Consider the following 23,987-nt stretch of genomic DNA (forward strand, 5'->3'; position numbering starts at 1 on the left):
GGTGAAACAGAGGTGCGCCGAAATGAGTCGAGTGGGCGCCACGCTGCAATCGGCGAAGCTGCATCCAATACACACGACCATTTCCTTGTGTGAGTCGATTCACCTTCCCGACAGCCAAACGATATGTAATATTTAGCGACAGGTCTATCTTGTAGACTTGTACAGGTAAAGTATTCGCACACATGGAGGGGCTATGAAACGCAAACAATCTATCGAGCAGGTCCGCTGGGACCTGGCGCTTCGCTATCGACTGATCGAGACCATTGCCTGGTGGGAAGGCCGGCTGACCACGGTGCACCTGATCCAGAGCTTCGGGATCAGTCGCCAGCAGGCGTCCAAGGACATCAACACCTACATCACTGAACATGCGCCCCGAAACTTGACATATGACAAGCAACTCAAGGGCTACGTGCCGAGCAAGCACTTCAAGCCGTTGTTCATCGACGACAGTGCCAGTGCCTATCTTCACCTGCTTTATCAGAACAACGAACGGGCTCCGCACATCGAAGGCCTGGCCCTGGCCTATGCCCACACCAAGGTACTGGAAGTTCCGGACCGGACGATTCGCGCAGAAATCCTGCGGCCATTGCTCAAAGCCTGTCGAGAAAACATGCGCCTTGAAGTTGAATACGTGTCACTGGCCAACCCCGCCCCAGAAGGTCGGCTCATCGCACCACACACCCTGGTCTATACCGGTATGCGTTGGCACGTACGCGCCTATTGCGAGAAGAACAACCAGTATCGTGACTTCGTGCTGAGTCGATTGCGCGGTCAACCCGAATTGGAAGGCATATCCGAGAACGGGATTGATGGGGACGAGGTCTGGAATAACGAGGTAACGGTGATCATCGAGCCCGACTCGCGACTGACAGCCGCACAGAAGGCAATCATCGAAGCCGATTTCGGGATGCAAAACGGCCAACTTCTGATCCCTACGCGCCGGGCACTGGTGAAATATGTATTACAGCGTTATCAGATCGACCCCACAAAAATGGAGCCTCGGCCTGAAGCGCAGCAGATTGTGGTGAAGAACCTGACTGAATTGGAGCCCTGGTTGTACAACTGAGGTGGGGAGTGTCGAGGCTTTTTGACGAAAATTCGAAACCCCCGCGGCTCAGGCATTGCGGAACCAGTACCTGAACGCTAACGAGTTCATATCGACAGACGATGCCCATGACCGAATCAACCAGTCCGTCGACGGAATTTTGAAAGTCCATCGGATTAGGGAGCGATAGGCCTTTTCGCCTTTGGGCATCGGCAACATCGGAGCGCATCATCAGGCGCTGACTCCCATAAAAAATCGGGAGTTCAGCATCAGGTTTCAGCAGGAGCTTTTAAATAGGGACTCCATGGAGCTGTTACGTGTCAATAAACTCGGAGTGAGGGTTGTACCTGCATCAACAGCTCTCGTCCCTACCGAGGCATCACTCAGGTTTACTCACCACCAGTAGCTGCTGTCGGGCCCGTGTTGCAGCGACGTAGTTCTCAAATCGCTGTAGAACACAGCCGGAGTTAGCAAAATCAAGAATAGCAACGGCTTTGAACTCTAGGCCTTTGATACGTTTCTTGCTGCCAAAACGCACTCCACTCTCTTCCTGTCCCGGATCAGCCTGGCGTGCTTTCAGCTCTACAGTAGCGATTCCGTTAGACTCCAGGGCATTAATGATCTTGTTGTTCACCGGGGTGAGACAGATCTCATGGGTACGAATCTCACCGATTTCGGTCAGCCCCTTTATCCATGCCAGAACAGCGCTAGCCACGTCATCATCTGTTTCACATTTGACCAGTTGCGGTTTTGGTCCATGGAATACTGAACGGTCGCCCTGCGTCACCGCCACATCGCCATTGAGGTCATCGACATCAAGACCTTCCAGCACCCCGTGAGCCCAGTCACGAATTTCTTCGCTGGTACGGTAGTTGATTTTTAGACGACGAGAACGCCCTCTCACATCAATGCCCGCTCGGCCCATAGGCACCGGGGTTACGTTATAGATTCGCTGGTGCCCGTCACCAACAACACAAAGTGGATCATTCAAATCTTTATCCAGTGGGCTGATTGCAGCAACCAATCGCAAAGCCTCAAGGCCAAAATCCTGAATCTCATCGACAAGAACATGTCGGTATTGCGGGAAGTCGCCACGCTCAACGATCAGACGTGCCTGATGGATCAAGCCATCAAAAGTCAGAAGCTCCCGTTTAGTAAGCTGCCTGCGTACCTCAACAAACACCTTCCAAAGCGCTTTACGCTGTTTTCTACGCAATACCTGACGTCCACTGCGCACCGCCGTAAGGTATTCATCTTCAGTCGAAATACCCATAGGTTCGATTACCTGCTCGAACTCTTCACGCAGAAAGTCGGCAGAAAACTCTTGCTCCGTTGCAGCTGGCAGCGTCATGACCTGCTTCCAGATCGACTGCAAATCATCAGGCTCTGCAATTTTTCCTTTCCAGTGAGCCCGGAAGCAAATAGTCCTAGCCAGTTGATGCAGATTGGTCACCTCAATGCGATCACTGAAACCGGCCGCAAGCTTTTCCATTAAGCCCTTGATGGTGACTGAGAGATTGGTGGTGTAGGTGGTAATAAGGACTTTTTCATTATCCGTACACTGTTTCGCCAACCAGGCCGCGCGGTGCATGACCGCTACGGTCTTGCCGGTACCGGCGGCACCAAAAATCTTCATGGGGCCCTTGGTCGACCACTCGACCAGCTTGCGCTGGTAGGGATGCAAGAAAATACGCCACTCTTCAATGTCCTCGCTGAGGATTTCACGTAAATGCTCCTCTCCCTGCACCAGTACCAGGTTCATATTGGACATATCTGCCAAGTGGCTGAAGTCACCTGGTCCAACAGGTTTGGCAACATCATTCAAACCGCCAATCATCTCATTTAAGGCATCGTCAAGCGCCATACCCGCAGCAATCCCGAACAAAATCTGACTGGCCTCAGGCGGCAAGTATTCAGACAATCGCTCAAAGTCGTCGTCTGACCTCACCGCCCTTACAGCCGGAATCAAGGCGTGTGGTACACCCGCGTGAAACAACTCGTCGTCAGAAAGTTTTTGCAGCACATATAGCTCAACATCGGGCACAACTGGCTGGACAGCAGGTTGAACCTGGTCATTCCCAGCCAACAGCGAGCGTTCAGCCTCCTCAACGTCGAACACCTGCAAGGTGCCTAGTGCAAGGTGAGTCTCAAAGCGTTTGTTGGCGCACCACTGGTAGGCCTCATCATGGTGATCAATATGCATGAGCAGGTAGGTATCGCCCTGCTCTGGCGCAATCACGATGGCACGATAATCCAGACCAACTCGGGCACTGCGCACCTTAGGGTCTTTGGTGGCATTAACAGGTTCTAGGTGAATACTCGCCTGGGTACTGTCTTCTTCAAACTTTTGCGTCAGTTCAACGACTTTCTTTTGCACTTTTGCCGGGAGCTTGCCGAAGCCCTTGAGCACGTCCCGGTGGAGCATCATTTTAGCCATGTTCAACTATCTCCATTAGACTTCGGCAGTTGGTCAATGCACCACTGTTCACCGCGCGTCTCAATATCTTTCTCCGTAATTACCCGCCATCCAGCCTGTTGCCACTTGTTGGCAAAAGCTGCCTGATCACCCGCTAGAATACTCACAGGGGGTTCTGACTCGGGCCATGCCATCTCGGCAAACAGATCATCGGTAAGGTCATCACTAATGTGCTCGACCTCAGGCAACACGCAACGTGCCTCAGCCATCAATTTAACCAATCGTTCAAGGGCAGGCAGCACCTCTTCAATCACACTCTGCCAAGACTCATCGAGGCTGTTCAGAGGTGTCAAATCCGGCTCTGGTATCACGCCGTTCACGTACTCAGAGGTGATAAACACCAGAGTATTGCCGAGGAACTGAAATAGGTTGGCCATCGCATAAAAGCGGCGCCAACGGAGCTTAAAAGTCTCTACCGCAGAACGTTCAGCAGCCGAATCCCCCAGGCGCAACTCTAGCTTGAGGTTGGTAAAGTCATTGACCAGCAACTCCTGCCCCAACCCATAGACCATAAAATCCTCCGTCAGCGCCAAGTTTTGCGATAACCAGACCCAATCACCACGGTCATCCTTACCAACTGGCGGAACAGGGTAACCATTGCGCCACATTGCAAGCTGGCTTGAAACCTTGCCGGCTTCCTGTCCAATACCGTTGCCAGCTAACATCATGAGAGAGAAACCTAGCATTTCCCTGCCAACATACTGCCAACCCGATGCGTTGGGGGTAAGCAGAAAGGCTTTTAGTTGGTCAAGCGCATGACCCGTAGCGGTTCTCACTGCGGGGATTTTCACCCCGGTTACCGCCTTCAAACGCGCGGGCAGGATATCGTCGGTTACACGTTGAGCCATAAAACGGAATCGCTGGCCGTCGGCTTCAGCCAAATCATCCCACCCCAGGCTCCACAACCAATAACGCTGACTTTCCAGAATGGATCTGCGCTTGAGCCAGTCATCAGCGAGCCCTGATTCAGCCTCATTCGGCTTCACATGCGGCTCAAACCCATCAAGAAAAATTGCCACCGGACGACAAATCTCGTCATCGGCAAACAACAGAAAATCGGGTTGACACTTAACTGTAACGCCCTGGGCACCGCCCAGCATTGGTTGTAACTGCAACGACCAGATACGCCCGTCACCCAGGGTGAACTTAAAGCCGCGGCTACCGGCTATCAACTCTTCACGCCAATCACCCGGTTTACCTAGCGTCTCAACCCAATGCTGCAAGCTGCTGACAAAGCGCTTTTCCAGCACACTGCCAAACATTGCTTTCGGCTTGATGTCGTCGAGCCCATGCTTGGCCTGTCGAGTCTGTCCTGCCTCAATCAAGCGACTGAGCAGACGAATACCCCGTTCACGACTGATTTCTTCAGATCTGTATTGCATGTGAAAGGTGCGTAGGCAGCGGTAACAACCATCGGTGTCATCCTTGGTCTGGTGCAACTCACGACAACTGCAGCTCTCCAGGGCAACCAGGGCGCGGCGCATCACGTCCATTACCCCCTCGCCCATGCGTTCCTGATCATCCTGGTCCTGGAACAGCGCCTTGAGAAAACCGGTACCTCCGGGCACCGCATCCATTAGCACCAAATAGTGCTGGGTAGTTCCCTCGCGCAGATTGGGAATTACCTGCTGGCGCACCAGCAAGTGTCCAGGGTCGCCCTGAAAGCGCAGACGCATCCCCAGATAAATGGCTGCCTCTAGGGTTGATAGGTCCTCCGGCTCTACTTCAGGCAACAAGAGACGAATCGCCTCTGAGCGCAGCTCGCGATACAAGAACACATTTTCCCAGCGGTAAGCGTCCTCAAGCCGACCTTCTCGCTTGCGTCGCTGTGTCTCCCGGTGACCGGAACAGCTCCTGCGGTGACTGACCTTGTCACGGTTCTGATTGGACTTGGCCGCAACACCGCAATCTGCACAAATCAGAAAGCCTTCTGACGACACCTTGGCATCCTGTCCAAAGTCAAGATCCCGATGTTGTGACTGAAAGCCAGCGTTCACTTCCCTCATAACCATGGCGGCGCGGTACTCAATACCAAAGGGCAAGGCATCATTGCCAACTGCAGCGCTGGCCTGCTCCACCGTCTGATCGAAAGAAGTGACCAACTGGTACATCTCGTTTTCGCGCTCATCCCCCTTGTCAGCAGACAGGCTGTCGTAATACTCCATGTAGGAAATTGCCTGGGAACGAGAAAATTCCAGGAACTGCACCTGCTGGCCCTTATCCATCTGGCCCTGCGGCCCGTCATAACCACATTGTGGGCAGGCAGGCACAGCATCAGGCTGATCCAACTCGGCTTGTTGGCGCATGTGTCCGCATTGCCCGCACACCGCCCATTTGGCAATCAGGGGCTGACTCTTTGAGCCCAACTCCAACTGTTGAATGTCAAAGCGGTGACTATGGGTATAAAAATGGTTCCAAGGTGCCAACTCGCGAATGGCAGAGGAGCCCGATCTGACCAGCTCAAAGGGCGGACGTACCTTGAACTCATCCTCTCCGGTTTCCCCCTTGAGCCTGCGGTTATAAACTGCACCGGAAAAGCGAACCCCTCGTTCAGGGAAAGCGTAGTTAGGCAACAACCCGTGCTCGGTCAACACCTCCAGCGCGCTGATGTCACTCAGCTTGCGCTGACGGGCGCGCAGAATCTTCTCTTCACGTTCGATCTCAGCCAGGTCTGCCGATTCGGTCTGATGATCAATCTTGTCCTTCTGGCTGCGCAAGCGCTTCTGGGCGTTAATCAGCAACAGCCTTTGTTGCTGAAACTCACTGGCAGCCATTTCGATGGCTGCGCGCAGGCGCTCAGTGGTGGATTCCTGCAAAAAGCGCTCACGGGTATCCGCTTTGGCGTTGTACTCAAAATGCTTGAGAAAAGCAGTGCGCAATGCCTCTTCGTTTTCCAGCATCCAGGCAATCAAAGACGGTATATGCCCGGTCCGGTTGTTGATCACCTCGTCAACTAGCTGATTTGCCGTAGCCGGTAGATCCGTCAGCGCACCCCGACGCACGGCCTGATCAAAACAGAAGGCCAGATACTGTCGCACCAGCACGGCACTGGCATCCAGCCAGCAACCGGGCGGTTCGATCTTACCGGCCAGCAGCGCATCAGGCCTGGCATAGAAGAACAGATCATGCGGACGCTGGTTGATAATGCTCAACACCAGTGCAGTTCCGGTTCTGCGCCCGGCACGGCCAATGCGCTGAAGATAACTGGCAGTTGTCGGAGGAATGGAACACAACATGGTGGTCGACAGATCCCCAATGTCGATACCCATCTCCAGCGTGGACGTTGCCGTCAGTACGTTGGGATCATCGGCGTGGCTACCACTATTGAAGTTCAGCTCCAGTGTTTCACGCTCCAAGGTATCTAGCAGACCAGTGTGCTCATGGGCAAAGACACGACGCAGCGCCCCTTTGCGATAACGCGTGCGATAGTAAACTTCCCGTTCATTGAGCTCTGCCGTTACATACCGCCCGTGCTTATCCCGATACGACAGGCTGGGGGCATCTTGCCACAGTGTTGCTTCCTGCTCTGGCCGGTAGAGGTGGTAGCCGCTGGTAGTGCACTGCAACTTATGCCCGGCAGGATAAAGCCTGGCCGCTGTATCATTGATGGCATACCAGGCCTTGTCGCCATCCTGATGCAGCCGGACCAAGAGGCCGGACTTCTCTCCGGCCGACAGGAACGCTGCCAACACATCAACCAGGGTGGCATCATCAATGCTTGCCAGACCCAGTACCCGGCGAGCCCACAGCAACTGCCAAGGCAACATCTGACCATCCCGTGGGGCTACCAGAAGATGGTCGTGATACTTGTCTGGCTGAGTCGCCAACAACCGAGGTTTGTATTTGCCCTGGGGGGGATAGGTTTCACGACCCGAGATCACCCGGCCAAAAGGGAATTTTCCCCAGTAGTTTTGTTGGGCATAGCTGTTCAAATAGGCATGACGCACACCGCCCCTTTCGCGCTGGCGATGCAAAATACCCAGCAACCATAGACGCATACGCTGTTCATCTAGGCCTGCCAGCAACGGGCTGATGCGCACAAAGCGCTGGTGAACTTCATCCAGCGTGGCATCGATGACCGCGCAGTCCCAACCCAAGGTCGCACTGGCATGCAACTCCATGGTCCTACCATGGGTCAGCATCAGACTAAATTCACTCGTCGCCTCCCAGGTCAGACGTTCGGTTATTTCCTTTCGAAGCTTGGCAGGCGGATCCTGCAGGCTGCCATTGCGGTACTCCTGATAGGGCTCGTATTCGCGCAGATCCGGTGGAATCAGGGTTGCCATAGCCTCTTTTAGGCTACCCGGCCGCCCGGGCTCATTTTCAGCCCAGAAGGCCAGCAAACGTTCGCCTACCTCAGATAGCGGTACCCCCTCATCACCGGCATCATCAATCAAATGCTGCAAAGCTGTTCGCAGGGTGAAATGGTAGGTACGGGCAGAGAAAAAACCGGCGCGATGGCTGGCATCCTGAACGCTATCGGTAAAAGCCAGCATTTTGGGGTCGTTATTTAGAACCGAGCCGAACACCTCGTCTATCGCTACGCTGGACATGGTCGCAGCCCGGCTACCAATAAACATGAGGCTGTCTAGCTCGTGGCAATGCGGGCACTTACGGATACCAACACGGTTTCCGTTCTCGGTGGTGCGTTGTTCATGAACCATCTTCACGGTGAAGGTGGTTTCACTGCTTAGCGGACATAAGCCAGGCCCCTCGCGTAAGACCAGTGAACCGGGAGCCAAATGCCAGCGCAGGCCTTCCAGGCCCTGCTGGCCACTCTGTTCCACAGGGTCATCCCCCTCCAGCCAGGGGCTAAGCAATACCAGCCGCTGATCCGGATCGCGCTCAAAACCCCAAGCATCATAAATGGGTGAGACCTCATCGCTCAGCTGCTTGCCACGCACACCCTGCTTGCTGATCTCGCTGTCCTTGTCCGGATCATGCAATGCGGCCCAGGCCAGCTCACCACACTCGGTGCAGTGGACCACCGGAAGCTGATGCTTGCCCTCTGGCAAGGTGTCATCCAGCCAGGTAAATACCGGAGATGGATTGACCAACGCACCAATGCGCCGCAGTTCACGCAACCAAAGTTGCACTTGGGTGGGTACCAGAGGGAAAGGTTTGCCACTGCGCAGCTCACGGGCGTGGGCGATCAATGCCAGAAAAGCCAGTACTATCTCGCCCCGACGCTGCAGATCACCCGCCGAACGCAGGGCAAAGTCATCACGGGACAACTGACGCAGCAGCTCAAGCCAATGTACCGCCTGTTCCTGGGTAGCCTTAAGCATCTGATGAAACAGCGAATGCCGGCGTATCCACTCGCCTAGCGCTACACCCCAGAGGTCACTTTCATTGAGACGCTCAAGCACTGGCCTGAGCGTTACATAGTGCGGCGTCCAGTCAGGCCAGCGCGGATCATCCGCCGATACGGGGAAAGTCGGACCACCAAAACACGCCGCCATGCGCCGCGCATACCTCAGCGCATCTTCCAGATGCCGTGGTTCTGAGTCCTCCACACCCGGCAGAAGATCGGCCTCCAGAACCGGAGTACGCACCACCTCATCCACCCGGTAGCGATCTTCCTGAATGACTGCATCGTGCGTAATTTTTTCTTCGAACAGAGTGCTGGCAAAGTCACAAAGCTTCTGTATCGGCCCCATGGTGGTTTCATCATCCCCGCCGGCCACCGTGGCGCTGGTACCCACCATGCACAACTGGCCCACGGGAATGTCAAAGCGAGCCTTGAGACGGCGAATAAGGCAGGCAACATCTGCCCCCTGCGCCCCGTCATAGGTGTGCAACTCGTCCAGTACCAAGTACCGCAACAGTCCCGGCTCCGCCTGATTGTGCTTCCAGATGCTCATATCCTTGGGCCGCAGCAGCAGGTAATCGAGCATCTTGTAGTTGGTCAGCAGAATATCCGGCGGATTTTTCTGCATCTCGGCCCGGTTGGTGATGGAAGTGTAGGCTTTCTTGCCGTCAGGTCCGGCTTGGATCACCGTGACTTCAGTGTAAGTGCCTGGCTCTGCGCCTTCGTCCTTGCTGGAGTTCTGCTGCATACGCCCCGTATACAAACCAACTCTAATACGGGCCTTGCGCTGACCATTTAGCGCATAGCTCATCTGATCGGATCTGAGAATTTCTTCTGCAAAACGCCCGGCCTGGTCAGCGGCCAGCGCGTTCATTGGATAGAGCACAATCGCCTTGATACCCTCACGCCTGCCGGCCTGATGCATACGCAAGCAATGATCAAGCAAAGGGTATAAAAAACATTCGGTTTTGCCTGAGCCAGTCCCAGTAGTCACCAGGGTATGCTGTGGCACATGTCCATTACGCGTGGTCAGTCGGCGCCAGCTTAAGGCCTGATGTTTGAACGGGACAAAAGGCACATGCAGATCAAACAGGGTGGATGTATCTCCCCTGTCCTGCCTGAAAGGCCGGCGCAACTGCACCCAGGGGCCTTTGAATAAACCCTCCTCGGGATGGATGAAAAAAGCTTCCAGCGCCCGTTCTGCCGAAGCCAGGCGAAGGTTGAAAGTTGCCCCCAAGTAATGCAGTACCTGCTTTCGCACTTCCAGCGCTAGCGTTGCCGGCAGCATAGTCTTTTCCTTGTTACGCCCGTAATGACGCTATCTTATTGAATTTCCGTGACTTACACCTGCAGAACAACAAATCCGCGGCTGCCCTGCCCGTCAACCGACCACAACTGACGTATATGGCCAGATTTCGCTGGCACTAGAAAATAGAATCTCTCCGCGCTGCAGCACCGCATTCTCGTTCCAGTCTGTTAGCGGGTCAGCCTCACCAGCAACGGGCAAGTGGAAATAGCGGTTCAGATTCAGTTTGCTGAACCTCACCAACTCTGGTCTTTTTTTGCTCCATGCCGCATTGGACAATGACGGATTCAGGCTGCTGGTAATCAGCGTCAGATTTCCCAGGCTATGCAAAGCCTGATTGCGTTGCTGGATAAAGGTGAGTCGATTCTCTGGATCGCTGTTGATAGCCTCAGGAATGATCCAGTTTTCCTGCCATTTAACCGGCATGATGTGCTCAATGGTAAGGCTTGGTGGCAGCGGCAATACTTCGCTTTTCTTTATACACTGCGCCTGGTCAATCGCCTCCAGCACTGCCCGCAACTTGTACTGCGCCAAATTCTGGTAGGCAGGCTTATGCAAAATACTCTGCCTGAACTCTTCATCCGTAGGGAAACGGACACTGTCGCCTGTGTTCGACTGAAGCACTTCCTGCAAGGCCATCGCAGTGAATTCACCGCGTTTGTCTAGCGCCTTGATCACATCAACAAACAAGCGGTTGTAGTTCTTGGAGGTCATACCGCAGACCATACGTCGAATAAGGAAGGATTCAAGCACAACAAGAAAGTGATCGAACTCAACCTGCTGTTTAGGCAAAAGCTGATCACAGGCCAGAAGCAATAATGGGAAAACCGTTGCCGTATCGACGGCCTGCAGCCGCGACAGGAAAACAGCCAGACGAGATCCTACCGGCGGCACAGCAAAGGTGCGGAATGACCGTGCATAGCGGGACATGAACTGCAGGTGTTCTTCGATACTGAGCGGCTGGGTGGTCAACTGCGTGCTCTGTAGTGAGGCATTGGCATTGCCCTCCTGCTCGGAGGCCTGCTCCTCAAGCGCCAGCACATATTCCTTAAACGCCTCAAACAAGTGGGCACTGCGCACATCATCGCGTAGCATCAGCGTCAGGTAGTGCTGCAGGTATAGGTCTATGCGTGGCCGCTTGGTACGCCCTTGATTGATCTCCTTGCGCCAGAATTTATCGTCAAATGCCTTCCAGTGCTTTTCGTATAACAGCTCGATATCCCTACCATCTGTTTGGGCACGGCGGAACAGGTAATTCTTGATCAGGTCAGCCGGCAACAATTGAGTGCCTCGGGCATTCAGCGTCTCGAAGATCACCTGGGACTCATCTTCGTCATCCAGATTGATCACCACCACCTGTAGCCCGTTACCTATCACCTGCCACAGTGCCTCCAACCGATCTTTGATCGGTAAGGCTGCCTCTTGACTTAACCCACCCCGCAGCCAGTCATCGAGCTTGCTATAGAAGTAGCGGTAGCCACCTAGCACCTGATGATTCTGATCCTGCCAATCAGGCAGGTCTTCTAATGCCTGCTCGAGACCCTCGGGCCCTTGCGCGGCATGCACCAGTCTGAATGCCTCACGATCGCTATTGGTCGGCCAGACCTTGTAGCGCTCGTGTTCAAAATCGACTTTGCTGGCTTTGTTCGCTACGAGATCGTTAAAACGCTCGTAAAATTTTTCACTGCCATGCTGATTGCACACATCCCGGGCAGCAATCATGAACAATTGCAATGTAGTAAAACGTTGCTGCCCATCGATGACTTGGTGAGTCTCAATTGAGCCCGCAACATTTTTCATCTGCTCTAGCACAACCGCACCGAGGAAGTGAGTGCGGCTGCGCATCGTGCGAAGCTGGTAATCCATCAACTCCTGAATATCCTCCCAGAGAGGCCCCCAATTGCGCTCCGCATTCCAGACATAGGGTCGTTGGAATAGCGGAATTTGGAAGGAAATAGTCCCATCAAAAATCTGGTTCAGATTGCGCGCCTTGGCGTCCATGGTTAGGCTGTCTCTTCAGTTTGCTTTAGTCAATCCCAGGCGTTCGGAGAACACCCTATAGGCAGTATGATAATCCTCTATCCGATCAACGCCGACAAAAGGGGGATAGAACGTACGAGTTACTATTTGGATGCCATTATCGATTTCCCAGGAAACCGTTATAGGGGATATTCCGTCATGCGTCTCAAGGGCTAACTTAACTTCCTTCGCACCAGAATCTCTTCTGAGAGAATTAGGAAGTCGCTTCCCGACAGAGTCATAAAGATCAGTTGAGTCATACTTAATAAGCGTTGGAAACAATTCATTATAAATCTGAACCAGCTCACCACAAGAAATATCAATCTGTATTGCGGCAAGCACATCCAACTCCACAAGTGCCTGCCTATACTCACAATCATTTCTCACAGGAAAATCAACACACCACTCCGAGGAAGACAGATCACTCCAACCCTCAAGACCAGGCTTTTCACAGACCCACCCATCCTTTGAAATATTTTTACTAGAGACGCCCTCCCAAAGATCACCATAAAGAGATGAAACACAATTAAGCCTTAGAGCCCGATTCACTATGTAATCAGTAGCGACACCAGTAGCACATGGCAGAAGAGATAAAACACTCTTCCGAACCCTCGGATTACCAAGAGTCTTCACAAAATAGTCATAAACAACCGATGAAGAAAGCCCAACGAACAACATCATACTCTTGGAACTACTGAATCCCAGAGAGAAAATAAGATCAATATGACTTACACCAGGCGGTATAATAGCTGGAATCAATGTCCTTTCATTTGTCGGCTTCACAAAGCTTCTGTTTGCAAACCTATAAGAGTCAATTATCTTCCGACCATCCGGATACATTTTTCTCTCAAGAAATGCGCGACCAGCATCTGTTAACTTATAAACAGTTCTAAGTTCAGGATTACCAACCCCGCCAGCATGGATAACTGTGTCATAGTGGCTATTTTCCGTACAAACTGTTTGACAGCTTTGAAAATACGGCTTACCTACGTAAATATGTGGCCCGGACAGCACTGTTTGATATGGAGTGCTTGGACAGTACGAAGGCGAATCAACTCTCACTATGTATTTTTTTTCTTTGCCGGTAGACTCATTGAACAGCTCAACAGGAAAAACTTCAGAAGTCAAAGAGCCGATTGAATGACTCGCACCAGCAAATTTTTGGAGCACATTAATTGATCCCGTGCTATGCACCTTAGGAAGGCAGGTCTCTAATACTGGGACTCCCTCAGGCTCAAAAACCGAGTTAATAACTTTTAGGCGCTCCATGTCAAAATCAACGATTCTATCCTTATGGCCACCGTCATCCCAACCCCCATCAGCGTTCTTTAAGCCAGGAACCAACCCATAACCATCATGGGCATAGCTTCTGAATATCACTATAGGATGACAAATATTAGCGATACTAGAAAACTCAACAAAAGATTTCACAGCGCCAAAAATATTAATACTGAAATTTTCTTTTGCATCAACATCACCAAACAATAGACAGCCATTGTGAAACTGATAGTGCTTCAAAAGCCTCTCATAATACTTAGATCTAAAACTACCACCTTTAGGGTCATCGTAGACACTTTCAGGGTGTAAAAAGCCTGCAATACCGTTCTGCGAAACAAAATCAAAAGTTCTTTCAATAAAATTTTTATATAAATTTGACCTCATCGAACCACATAGCGGATACAACAAAGCAGAAGATAAAAATCTTTTCACCCCAAGATGACTGGCCAACGCAACTGAGTAGATCGATAGTGAATTACTATCTTCTAAGGCCTGCTCAAGGACACCTCTCGATTTATTTGCATCAAACTCTCTAACCCCTACCTCAGCAAAAAACTCACTTGCAACTACTGTTACACTCCAATCAGTAGTCCTCCAAGGAGGATTGCCAAATATTAGATCAAAGCCTTGAGGTTTAAATTCCGCCTCAATTGATGGGCCCAGTATCTCAGTAAAGATTAGCTCCCAATGATGAAAGTTTTGATCGGCACTTATATGGCGCCCTATACCAAACCAGGCCACCAGTTCACTGAGGCGGGCAGCATCCGGCAGTTGCTGCTGGCTAGCCTGAAAAAATTCTTCCAGACTAATAGCTTCTCCCAACTGAATTTCCAGCATGGCGCGGGAGGCTGGGTCATCAATACCCAACCCAAGCAGTACTTCCGCAGCAGTAAGCCAGGCCTGCCGACTAGGCAAATCCGCAGCCCGATCCAGCGGCCAGAAATAAAAGCTGCACCAGCAGTCCATCAATAGGCGCAGGCGCTGGAAGGCGCCGGATTCGGCCTCTAAAGTGGCCTTGATCTGTTCCTGACGCTTGAGACTCGGACTGGGGCTGATGGCTTTTAGATCATTCTGCGCGATTGGCCATACACTTGCTGTACAAGCAGTTTTGGCGAGGGCCTTATGACGCTCGGCTGCGTAGCCGGCCCATAGGGCATCAATACGCTCGCTCAGATGCTCCAGCCGAGCAACCTCCTCCGGTGAGTGTTTCTGCTTGACCTGCTTGTCGCGCCAGCTCTTGATCTGTTCGCACTCATCCGGCCAGTGGACTTTCATGAGGCTGTCATTGGCAGCGGGGGCCATATCTTCGTCCCACACCAGGAAGTGATAGACCTCACCGGGCTGGCGAGCCTCACCGGGCTTGAGCTGCCGTGGTGTCTGGGCGTTTTTACCATAGAACAGCCCACGCAGTAGCTGCTGTTTGGTCCAAACGCTGCGACGCGCGCCAATCAGGCTGTTACCGGCACGCAGACGCAGACCAAGCCAGGGTGTAGCCGCCGGGCGATAAAGCAGCTGACTGTCTGCGTCACCGGGGTTTAGGGTGAGTCGGTGAATGGTGGACAACCACAATGATAGCGCCCCCAACTCCACAGCAATCGGGTTGAGATCCACACCGTATACGTTGTGCACAGCGATGTAATGCCGAGTACGGCGCAACTCATCCTCATACTCGCCAGGGTCGATGCGGCGGCCTAGCTGCTGCTGCTTGAGGGTCAGGTAGCGATGCGCCAACTGGTCAGCAGCTTCGACCAGGAAAGCTGCCGACCCCATAGCCGGTTCACATATCTTGAGCCTGAGTATTTCATCCGCCTGATCCGGCCCGAAATCTTTTAGCCGCTCCTTGAGCGCTTCTTCCACAAGTGTGCGAGTAAGCACTTCCGGCGTGTAATAGGAAGCACTGTTGACCCTATCAACTCCGTTGAGATGCAGAATGAATTCGCCGGTTTTGTAGATACGGGTTTTCTGGGTACGATATTCGAGAACGACTTCCCCTGTCTTGAACTCAACCTCACGAGTAGCCGGGACAAACCATGTTGGTACCTTGGCATCGATGGCGTTATCCAGCATGGGCCTGCCATTTCTAGCCTTCTGGTGCACCTGAATCAGGTCTTCGGTAGCAAAGAAGCCCCGGTATGAAAGCAGTCCCTCATACACCGAACCCAATTGAACAATACCTAGTTCGGCATAGTTGATGCGGCCAATACGCCTATTCTGTTGTGATGTACCCAGGCTGAGGCAGCGCACAACCCGATGGAGCACCCGATTGGACAGCTTGACCCGACTGAGCAAAGGCGTCGCCTGGGGGTCGAACAGGGATGCTGTAAGGGGCTGGATGGCAAATACTTTACCGGGCGTATAGCGGGAGCGCCCCCCGGCACTGCCAACTAGCTGTAATTGCTCACCGACAGAATTGCCAAACAAGCTGTCCTGCCTGGGTAGACGGCCAAACTCGGCAAATTCGGGTGTCTCTACTTCCAGCCCATCGTGCGCAGGGTCAAAGCCCTCAAAAATCAGTTGAAACAGACGGCCTAGGTGCTCGGCAAAATAAGATCCCTGCTCAGTTGTTGTTCCAGGCTCATTGGCATCCACCAGATCGCGCAAGGCCTCTAGACTGTAACCCAACCGGTAGACATCGTCGGTGATAGGCAGAATACCTAGTTCAGCACCACGGGCCTCAGCATAGAAGCAGAACAGCAAGCGATAAACAAATATCAGTGCATCATGGCGCAGTTGGTCGGCGGTGACTTCACGGCTTCCATCTGCAAGAGGCGCCTCGCGCTCGCCGAGCTGGCGATATCCCAGGTTGGCCTGGCGGCGGGCCTCGACCCAACCATTGGCAATGGCCTGAATGGCCTCGCGCACTGCTGCCTGCAGTTGCTCGGAAACGCCATGGGTGCTTTTAAGGCTGCCCTCACGCAGTCGCTCATGCAGCACCTCATCGGACTCACCCTGGGGAACGAGGGCTTCGCTGGAGATAAGGGCGCAAATGGCATCGAAGGTGTCTTTCTGATTGCGACCATAGGCCTCATCCAGGTCTATCCACAGATAACGCCCCTGGGTATAGGTGTGACTGTCAAATAGGTAAACCCGACTGCCAGCCAGGAGCATAATCCAACGTGGAGCATCTTCCTGCTTAAGCAGCAGGGCAATGGCTTTTTCCCAGCTGGCCTGCAGGGTTGGAAGGCCTTCAACCAGCTTGCCAGTGGGCAGCACGTCCTGCTCCAGCGGCTCTTCATCACTCTCACCATCAGACAGGCAGAATGGTGCCTGGGTGATCACGAGCCAAGGACGGTTGTGCCGGTTGAGGCGGTGCAACACCGGCAGTTGGCGCTGTTCGCTAACCAGCTCAAGACCAAAGGGTTGTGGCTGGTAGCCGAGCGCATGCAGCAAGACCGGGTGCCAGGCATCAATGGCCGCGTTGGCTGCTCGTGCGCGCAGCAGTGGTTCGGGGTAATCCAGTGCTTCGGTCTTGGCTTTGAAGTAACTGGTGGAAAGGGCTGCCAGCTTACGCGGAGTCGACTGGCTGCCGGCTTCTTTCCAGGCCTTGGCCTGCTCGGAGATATCCTTGGCGAAACCGTTTTTGTCGGCCAGATAATGGGCTGCGTAGTAGTCACCCACATTCTTGATTGCGTTATCCAAAGCCATTACTGCACTCCTTCCACAACCAACACCAGGCGCGTGGTGGCTTCGTCCGTCGCCCGGTAGTGGGTCATTTCCCAGTTTTCCTTGCGGTCTTCCAGGTATTTTTCCATTTCTTCTCGCTTTTGCCTGAGCTGGGTTGCGCGCTTGCCTTCCGGGGGCAGTCCGTCGAGCTGCCCATCGATACGCTCCGCCCAGCGGGCAAACCAGTGCTCCAGGCGCTTATTCTCTTCATCCAGACGCGGGCGGATTTCTGCTCGGCGCAGATCCTTGAGCTTGCGCATGTGGTGCAGGCTCTGGTCTACCGCGGAAGAAAGGAAGCTTTTGAGCAAATGTTCAGGCAGATTACCGCGCTTGCCGCTGTTGGTGAGGTTGTTGAAGTCAACCTCCGTGAGCGCTTCTTTGAGCGGGCGAATTTGGAATTGGCCTCCCTTGCGGAAAGAAACACCATGCGGGTCGACTATCAGTGGCGTACCAGCACGGGAGCTGACCTGACCAATAAAACAGAACAGCAACTCACCAGGCTGCAGAAAGGGTGAGCTAATTAGCGGCGCTTCACCCCGCTGCTGCAACATCATCAGGCGCTCAGCCAACCACTGCATGACTGGGTGCTGTTCGGTCAGCAACAGCTCCCGGGACCACTGCCCCTTGTGCGCCAGTGCGGCCTGGATAGCATTGTTGACACGTTTTGGGCTGGCGGTGAGGTAGAGTTGCTGATCTTCTGGCCAGGCTTCTTCGGGCATGGCTGAGGCGCCATAGACCATTTCACTTTCAACCCAAGGCGCTCCCAGGCGACGCGCCAGCTCCTTTGGTGGAGTGAAAATAAACTGTTCTGCGGTTTTTTCTAGCGGGTGCCAGTCACTGCCACCGACCTGAGTCTTCAGCGTCCGGTAGCCCTGTTCAAAGAATTCGCTGTTGGAGAGCAAACGAATGCGGGAGTTGTCCTTGATTCCTTCAGCCTCTTTGGCCTGCTCCTTTACCGGACTACCATTACCAAGCAGAAAGTCGAGAAAGTCCTCATGGCCCTGCTGAGTGGCTGACTGGAGAAGTGACTCCAGCTCGCTGGTTTCTCCACTGCTTTTCTCCATACGATCGAGCAGTGCCCTATCACCCTGCACCAAACCGTCACCGATAGCTTCTTCTTCGCGCTTGGCGTCATAAAGCTTTAGTACGCTCTCGCCGGTGCGGGTGGAGCGATTGATTTCTTCCACCTTGCTGACCAGACGTTCGAAAATCTCGCTATCCCCTTTCAGCAATCCTTCACGGGTTTCCACCATGAGATAGCGAATCACAGGTGAGTGTTTCTGGCCGAAACGGTCGATACGGCCATTGCGCTGGATAAGGGTGATGATCGACCAGGGCAGATCATAGTGAATGATGTGATGGCACTGGTGATGCAGGTTCACACCTTCTGAGGCCACATCGGTGGCCAGCAGCAGACGCATCGGGCTAGTACCCGTACCGAATGACTCTACAACGTCGGCCAGAGTTGCATCTGACATGCCGCCGTGTATGGCAGCAATAATCTGTTCGGCTTGTTTTTCCTGCTTAGCACTGAAAGCCAAGCTGAAGTGTTTGGCCAGCGCCGGTGCCAGAAACTCTTGGGTAACCCGGCTTTCAGTGAACATAAGTAGGCGCGGGCTCTTGGCAGTGCCATCCCAGCCCATGGCTTCCAGTTGATGGATCAGCAGAGCAAAACGTGCACTGGTTTCAAGCCTTAGCGGCTGTAGCTGACTTATCAGCAATTTAAGCTCGTCCAGTTCGCGGGAGCCGGGATCATTGGCCTGTAACTGTGTCAGCCGTTTACGCGCGGTGGAAAGACAAGCCTCCGGACTGGACAAGAAGGCCTTGTACATACCCCAACTTACGATGGCCTGGGTATCGATCTGCTTATCCAGTACCAGTTGCCGAATATGCGCGAGCTGGTGGTAGGCACTCTCTTCGGCCTCTGTGGCTCTGGCCTTAGTTTGTTCGAGTGGTATCACCTCCCTATCAGAGAAATTGTCTCCAGCTTCGGCTCTCACGTCCTCCTTGAAACGCATCAGGAAAAAGGGCGCAATGTCTGCGGCTTCATACTCCTGCAACTTGGGGTCTGGTACGGCGGAGGGATCGAGCAGACTGATTAGACGCCCGAAGGTTTCCCGCTTGCCGTTATGGGGCGTCGCCGTTGTGAGGATCATGCTGTTGGTACGACGCGATAGACGACGGGCTAGGCGGTAGCTGAGATGCTTCTCGGGGTTGCCGCCACCGGAGACATTGTGTGCCTCATCTATCACAACCACATCCCAGCGGGTGTTCTCAAGAAAGTGAGCATAACGGCCAATATCCTTGAGAGTGTCAATCGACATGATGATGCGGTGATACACCTCGAAGGGGTTTTTCGAGGCGGGGATTTTCAGCTGCAGCTTGGATAGAGCAGCCGAGTCCATACGCACCAACGGCAAGGCAAAGCGGTTCCACAGTTCAGCCTGAAACTGGGTGAGCATGGACTTTTTGGCGAGCACCAGAATACGCCCCGCCTGCCCACGACGAATCAGCTCACTGAGGATCATGCCGACTTCGATGGTTTTACCCAAACCGACCTGATCAGCTAGTAAGAGACGCGGCCGCATCTGCTTGAGGGCGCGGTGAACTGCCTCTTTCTGATAGTCCATAGGGGTAAATGCCCCCATGTCATCTACATGCGGCTCTGGGTCAGTTAATGGCATTTGCCGCAGCTGCGCCTCGAGGAACAGCCTTGAGCGGGAGTACCCATTGGAGTCATCACGGATCAGCTCGGTCTTACGCGGGTCCACTTCACGCAAGGTGTCGAGCTGGGTCAGGAAAGCTGCTTCATGGCCACGGTTGAGATCATCAACACCTGAACAGAACACGATCTGATGCTGGCTGCTGCCGGCGGCATCCACTCGGGTTACCATCCATTCTGCATTACGGCATTCAACACGCATGCCGGGAGTGAATACTGTCAATTGGTTTGTCCTTATTCAGGTTAGCCATGAATAACCTTCAATTTACGCTGGGCAAAAGCCTTCCCGCCGACTACCCGTTAGCCGCGCTGTCCGCAGGTACCGTTTGAAACATGATGACTACACTCGCCGAGAGCCAACCCGCCAAGCCAAATACAGATTCAGACAAAATAGGTAGTAGTCCCTAAAGATCAGCCTTACCGTCACTCAACCTTTACATCGAACGTGTCAGTCACGCTCATGCCGTCAATAATGTTCTCGATGATGGTCTCGAGAAGCTCCCTAATGGCACTGGAGTAGCTGGCACGAGTGGCAAAATAGTTGAAGACATAGGTCACATTGCCTCCTCGCACTTGAAAAGTTTGAGGAGGGTAACTACTTGCTCACTCTGCTCTGCATTTAGATCAACATCTCAATCCTTGCCAGGACAGGCGAGAATAACAGGCAGCGACAGCCACTGGGCCTCGACAGACCAAAGCTCCGGCCAAAATAGGTCTGCCGCCTGATGTCAGTGCATGTAGCCAGTGCCAACTAAGAAAGAGCGTCGTAAGGTCCGGAGCACGGGCTATACAGCCAAAATTCATCAGCTTTCACAGATTTCTGCGCAGTGAACTGGAATATGGCACTTTACCAGCTTTTCGCTAACGGTGACCCAACGGTGACCAGATCGATCAAATCCCAGAAACAACGAAGCCCGGTCGTTTCCGAACCGGGCTAAGTCATTGAAATATATGGTCGGGACGGAGTGATTCGAACACTCGACCCCTAGCACCCCATGCTAGTGCGCTACCGGACTGCGCTACGCCCCGACTAGGCGTGTAACTCGTCCTTCATCTGGAAGGACGCTCAAGAATATATCGCAAGCGTTTGAAAACTGGAAGTATTCAAACGCAGGAAATTATTTCTTGAGTACAACCAGCACATCTTCCAATTCAGCAATCATCTGCCGAATCATTTGCTTGTACTGGGTGGTGTCGTCTTTGGCTTCATCGCCGGACAAACGCAAGCGAGCGCCGCCGATGGTGAAACCTTGATCGTATAGGAGCGCGCGGATCTGCCGGATCATCAGCACGTCTTGTCGCTGATAATACCGGCGGTTTCCGCGGCGTTTGACGGGGTTGAGTTGAGGAAACTCCTGCTCCCAATAGCGCAGCACGTGCGGTTTTACCGCACACAGCTCGCTAACTTCACCAATGGTGAAGTAGCGTTTGCCTGGGATGACGGGTAGCTCGTCGTTATGACTTGGTTCCAGCATAAGCCTCAACTCGGGCCTTCAACTTCTGCCCTGGACGAAAGGTGACCACACGGCGAGCCGTGATCGGGATTTCTTCACCCGTTTTCGGATTGCGGCCAGGCCGCTGGCGTTTGTCCCGAAGGTCGAAATTGCCGAAACCGGACAATTTGACTTGTTCGTTGTCTTCAAGAGCGTGCCTGATTTCTTCAAAAAACAGTTCGACCAATTCCTTGGCCTCCCGTTTATTCAGGCCCAACTCCTCATACAGACGTTCCGCCATCTCAGCTTTCGTCAGAGCCCCCATACGTCACTTCCTTAACGTGGCGTTCAACCTTTGTTCGAGCGAGGTGAGGATGTTTTGCGTCGCGGTATTCACCTCATCGTCATTAAGAGTGCGCGATGGATGCTGCCAGGTCAAGCCGACTGCAAGGCTTTTTCTATCAGGATCAATGCCTTTACCCTGATACACGTCAAATAGCCTGAGGTCCGTGAGCCATTCGCCTGCATTTTCACGGATTACATCCAGTACAGCACTGGCCGCGACGTCCGTGGCCGCGATGAGTGCCAAGTCACGACGCACTTCAGGAAAGCGCGACAACTCGCTGAATTTCGGCATTTTCCCCAACGCCACTTCGGCAAGGACCAGCTCGAAAACGAAGACCGGACGGTCAAGACCGAGGGTTTTCGACAATTCAGGGTGGATAGCGCCGACGAAACCTACCAGGCGACCTTCACGTTCGATGCGCGCGGTTTGACCCGGGTGCAGCGCTGGGTGTTTGCCCGGCACGAATGTGAACGAATTCAGTGCACCGGCAAAGCCCAGCACCGCTTCCACGTCAGCCTTGATGTCGAAGAAGTCCACGACATCGCGACCCTGCGCCCAACCTTCCGGCAGACGGCTACCGCACACAACACCGGCCAGCATTGGCTCTTGCTTCAAGCCTTCCAGCTGCCCCACGAAGCGCAGGCCACTTTCGAACAAGCGGACGCGATCCTGTTGACGGTTCAGGTTGTGCTGAAGCGCCTTGACCAGACCCGGCCACAATGACGAACGCATGGCAGCCATGTCGTTGGAAATCGGGTTGGCCAGCAGAAGCGGCTCTACACCTGGATTAAACAGCTCGAATTGTTTCGGATCGATGAAGCTGTAGGTGATCGCTTCCTGATAACCACGGGCGACCAACAGACGACGCAGCTCAGGCAGGTCGCTACGCGCTTCAGCCTTGGCTTGCGGTGCCAGACGGGCTTGCGGATAACGAACCGGCAGACGGTTGTAACCGTACAGGCGAGCCAGCTCTTCGATCAGATCGACTTCCAGGCTGATGTCGAAGCGATGGCTTGGCACTTCAACGCGCCACTGCCCTGCCCCATCAGCAGAAATATTCAGACCCAGGCCGCCGAGCAGACGCTCGACTTCGGCCGACTCCATTTCCATGCCCAGCATCTGAGTGATGCGTTGCGCACGCAGGGTGACTGGAGCAATTTTCGGCAAATGCTGTTCGCTGACGGTCTCGACGATCGGCCCAGCTTCACCGCCAGTGATTTCCAGCAGCAGGCCAGTGGCGCGCTCCATGGCTTCACGGGCCAGCTGCCAGTCCACGCCACGCTCGTAGCGGTGCGAGGCGTCGGTGTGCAGGCCGTAGGAACGGGCCTTGCCGGCGACAGCAATCTGATCGAAGAACGCGCTTTCCAGGAAAATATCGCGAGTGGTCGCGGTGTTGACACCGCTGTGCTCGCCGCCCATGACGCCGGCAATCGCCAGGGCACGAGTGTGGTCGGCAATGACCAGCGTATCGCTACGCAGGCTGACTTCCTGACCGTCGAGCAGCACCAGCTTCTCGCCTTCTTCGGCCATGCGCACGCGGATGCCGCCATTGATTTCGGCGAGATCGAAGGCGTGCAGCGGCTGACCCAGCTCCAACATCACATAGTTGGTGATGTCGACAGCCGCGTCGATGCTACGCACATCGCCACGACGCAGACGCTCGACCATCCACAGCGGCGTAGGCTTGGACAGGTCGACGTTACGGATCACACGACCCAGGTAACGTGGGCAAGCGGCTGGCGCCAGCACTTCGATAGAACGCACTTCGTCATGCTCGGCTGGCACCACAGCCACCACCGGACGGGTGACTTCGGCGGCGTACAGAGCGCCGACTTCACGGGCCAGACCGGCCAGGGACAGGCAGTCACCGCGGTTCGGAGTCAGGTCGACTTCGATGCTGGCGTCGTCCAGGCCCAGGTATTCACGAATGTCCTGACCGACCGGCGCATCGGCCGGCAATTCCATCAGGCCATCGTTGCCTTCGCCGACTTGCAACTCGGCTTGCGAACACAGCATGCCGTTGGACTCAACACCACGCAGCTTGGCTTTCTTGATCTTGAAGTCGCCTGGCAGTTCGGCGCCAATCATGGCGAACGGAATCTTCAGGCCCGGGCGCACGTTGGGCGCACCGCAAACGACCTGGAACGTCTCCGCACCATTGCTGACCTGGCAAACACGCAACTTGTCGGCGTCCGGGTGTTGCTCGGTGCTCAGCACCTCGCCCACCACCACACCGGTGAATTCGCCGGCGGCCGGCGTAACGCTATCGACCTCAAGACCGGCCATCGACAGACGAGCAACCAGCTCGTCTCGACTTACCTGCGGGCTTACCCAGCCACGCAGCCATTGTTCACTGAATTTCATCCTGCTCTCCTAAGAATTCGTTAC

The 23,987-nt window shown here is 54.0% G+C and carries 10 protein-coding genes and 1 tRNA gene; 1 reads left to right on the plus strand and 10 read right to left on the minus strand.

Going from position 1 to position 23,987, the window contains the following annotated elements; translation table 11 throughout:
• Positions 1 to 193 precede the first annotated feature (193 nt).
• Entirely contained in the window at positions 194 to 1,066 is an 873-nt protein-coding gene (locus QRN31_RS16505; RefSeq protein WP_285433143.1) for a BrxR family helix-turn-helix transcriptional regulator, read from the plus strand.
• A gap of 358 nt (positions 1,067 to 1,424) precedes the next feature.
• On the opposite strand, the gene QRN31_RS16510 is transcribed toward QRN31_RS16505, so the two are convergent.
• The 10 genes from QRN31_RS16510 to pheT all read right to left on the minus strand — a co-directional run bounded on the left by QRN31_RS16510 (position 1,425) and on the right by pheT (position 23,963).
• A complete protein-coding gene (locus tag QRN31_RS16510) occupies positions 1,425 to 3,482 on the minus strand; it encodes a UvrD-helicase domain-containing protein (RefSeq protein WP_285433144.1) in 2,058 nt (685 codons plus the stop codon).
• Positions 3,483 to 3,484: 2 nt separating this feature from the next.
• Positions 3,485 to 10,120, minus strand: coding sequence for a DEAD/DEAH box helicase (locus QRN31_RS16515; protein WP_285433145.1), 6,636 nt, complete (start codon positions 10,118 to 10,120; stop codon positions 3,485 to 3,487).
• A gap of 93 nt (positions 10,121 to 10,213) precedes the next feature.
• On the minus strand, positions 10,214 to 12,139 hold the full coding sequence (locus tag QRN31_RS16520) for a DUF262 domain-containing protein (RefSeq protein WP_285433146.1): 1,926 nt from the start codon (positions 12,137 to 12,139) through the stop codon (positions 10,214 to 10,216).
• A 15-nt stretch (positions 12,140 to 12,154) separates the two neighbouring features.
• Entirely contained in the window at positions 12,155 to 17,080 is a 4,926-nt protein-coding gene (locus QRN31_RS16525) for a hypothetical protein (RefSeq protein WP_285433147.1), read from the minus strand.
• Positions 17,080 to 20,043 (minus strand): DEAD/DEAH box helicase, encoded by a 2,964-nt coding sequence (locus tag QRN31_RS16530; RefSeq protein WP_285433149.1) that lies wholly within the window; start codon positions 20,041 to 20,043, stop codon positions 17,080 to 17,082. The genes QRN31_RS16525 and QRN31_RS16530 overlap by 1 nt, the downstream gene beginning before the upstream one ends.
• 200 nt (positions 20,044 to 20,243) lie before the next feature.
• A complete protein-coding gene (locus QRN31_RS16535; protein WP_285433151.1) occupies positions 20,244 to 20,378 on the minus strand; it encodes a hypothetical protein in 135 nt (44 codons plus the stop codon).
• A 394-nt stretch (positions 20,379 to 20,772) separates the two neighbouring features.
• A tRNA-Pro gene (locus tag QRN31_RS16540) sits at positions 20,773 to 20,849 on the minus strand.
• A gap of 89 nt (positions 20,850 to 20,938) precedes the next feature.
• Positions 20,939 to 21,295 (minus strand): MerR family transcriptional regulator, encoded by a 357-nt coding sequence (locus tag QRN31_RS16545; RefSeq protein ID WP_003179985.1) that lies wholly within the window; start codon positions 21,293 to 21,295, stop codon positions 20,939 to 20,941.
• The gene (gene ihfA / locus QRN31_RS16550; protein WP_002553164.1) at positions 21,276 to 21,578 is read right to left on the minus strand and encodes an integration host factor subunit alpha; all 303 of its coding nucleotides are present in this window, start codon (positions 21,576 to 21,578) and stop codon (positions 21,276 to 21,278) included. The genes QRN31_RS16545 and ihfA overlap by 20 nt, the downstream gene beginning before the upstream one ends.
• A gap of 3 nt (positions 21,579 to 21,581) precedes the next feature.
• Entirely contained in the window at positions 21,582 to 23,963 is a 2,382-nt protein-coding gene (gene pheT / locus QRN31_RS16555) for a phenylalanine--tRNA ligase subunit beta (protein WP_285433153.1), read from the minus strand.
• Between the last annotated feature and the right edge of the window lie 24 nt (positions 23,964 to 23,987).

Origin of the sequence: Pseudomonas sp. fls2-241-R2A-110, from assembly GCF_030209165.1 — a bacterium.
GTDB lineage: Bacteria > Pseudomonadota > Gammaproteobacteria > Pseudomonadales > Pseudomonadaceae > Aquipseudomonas.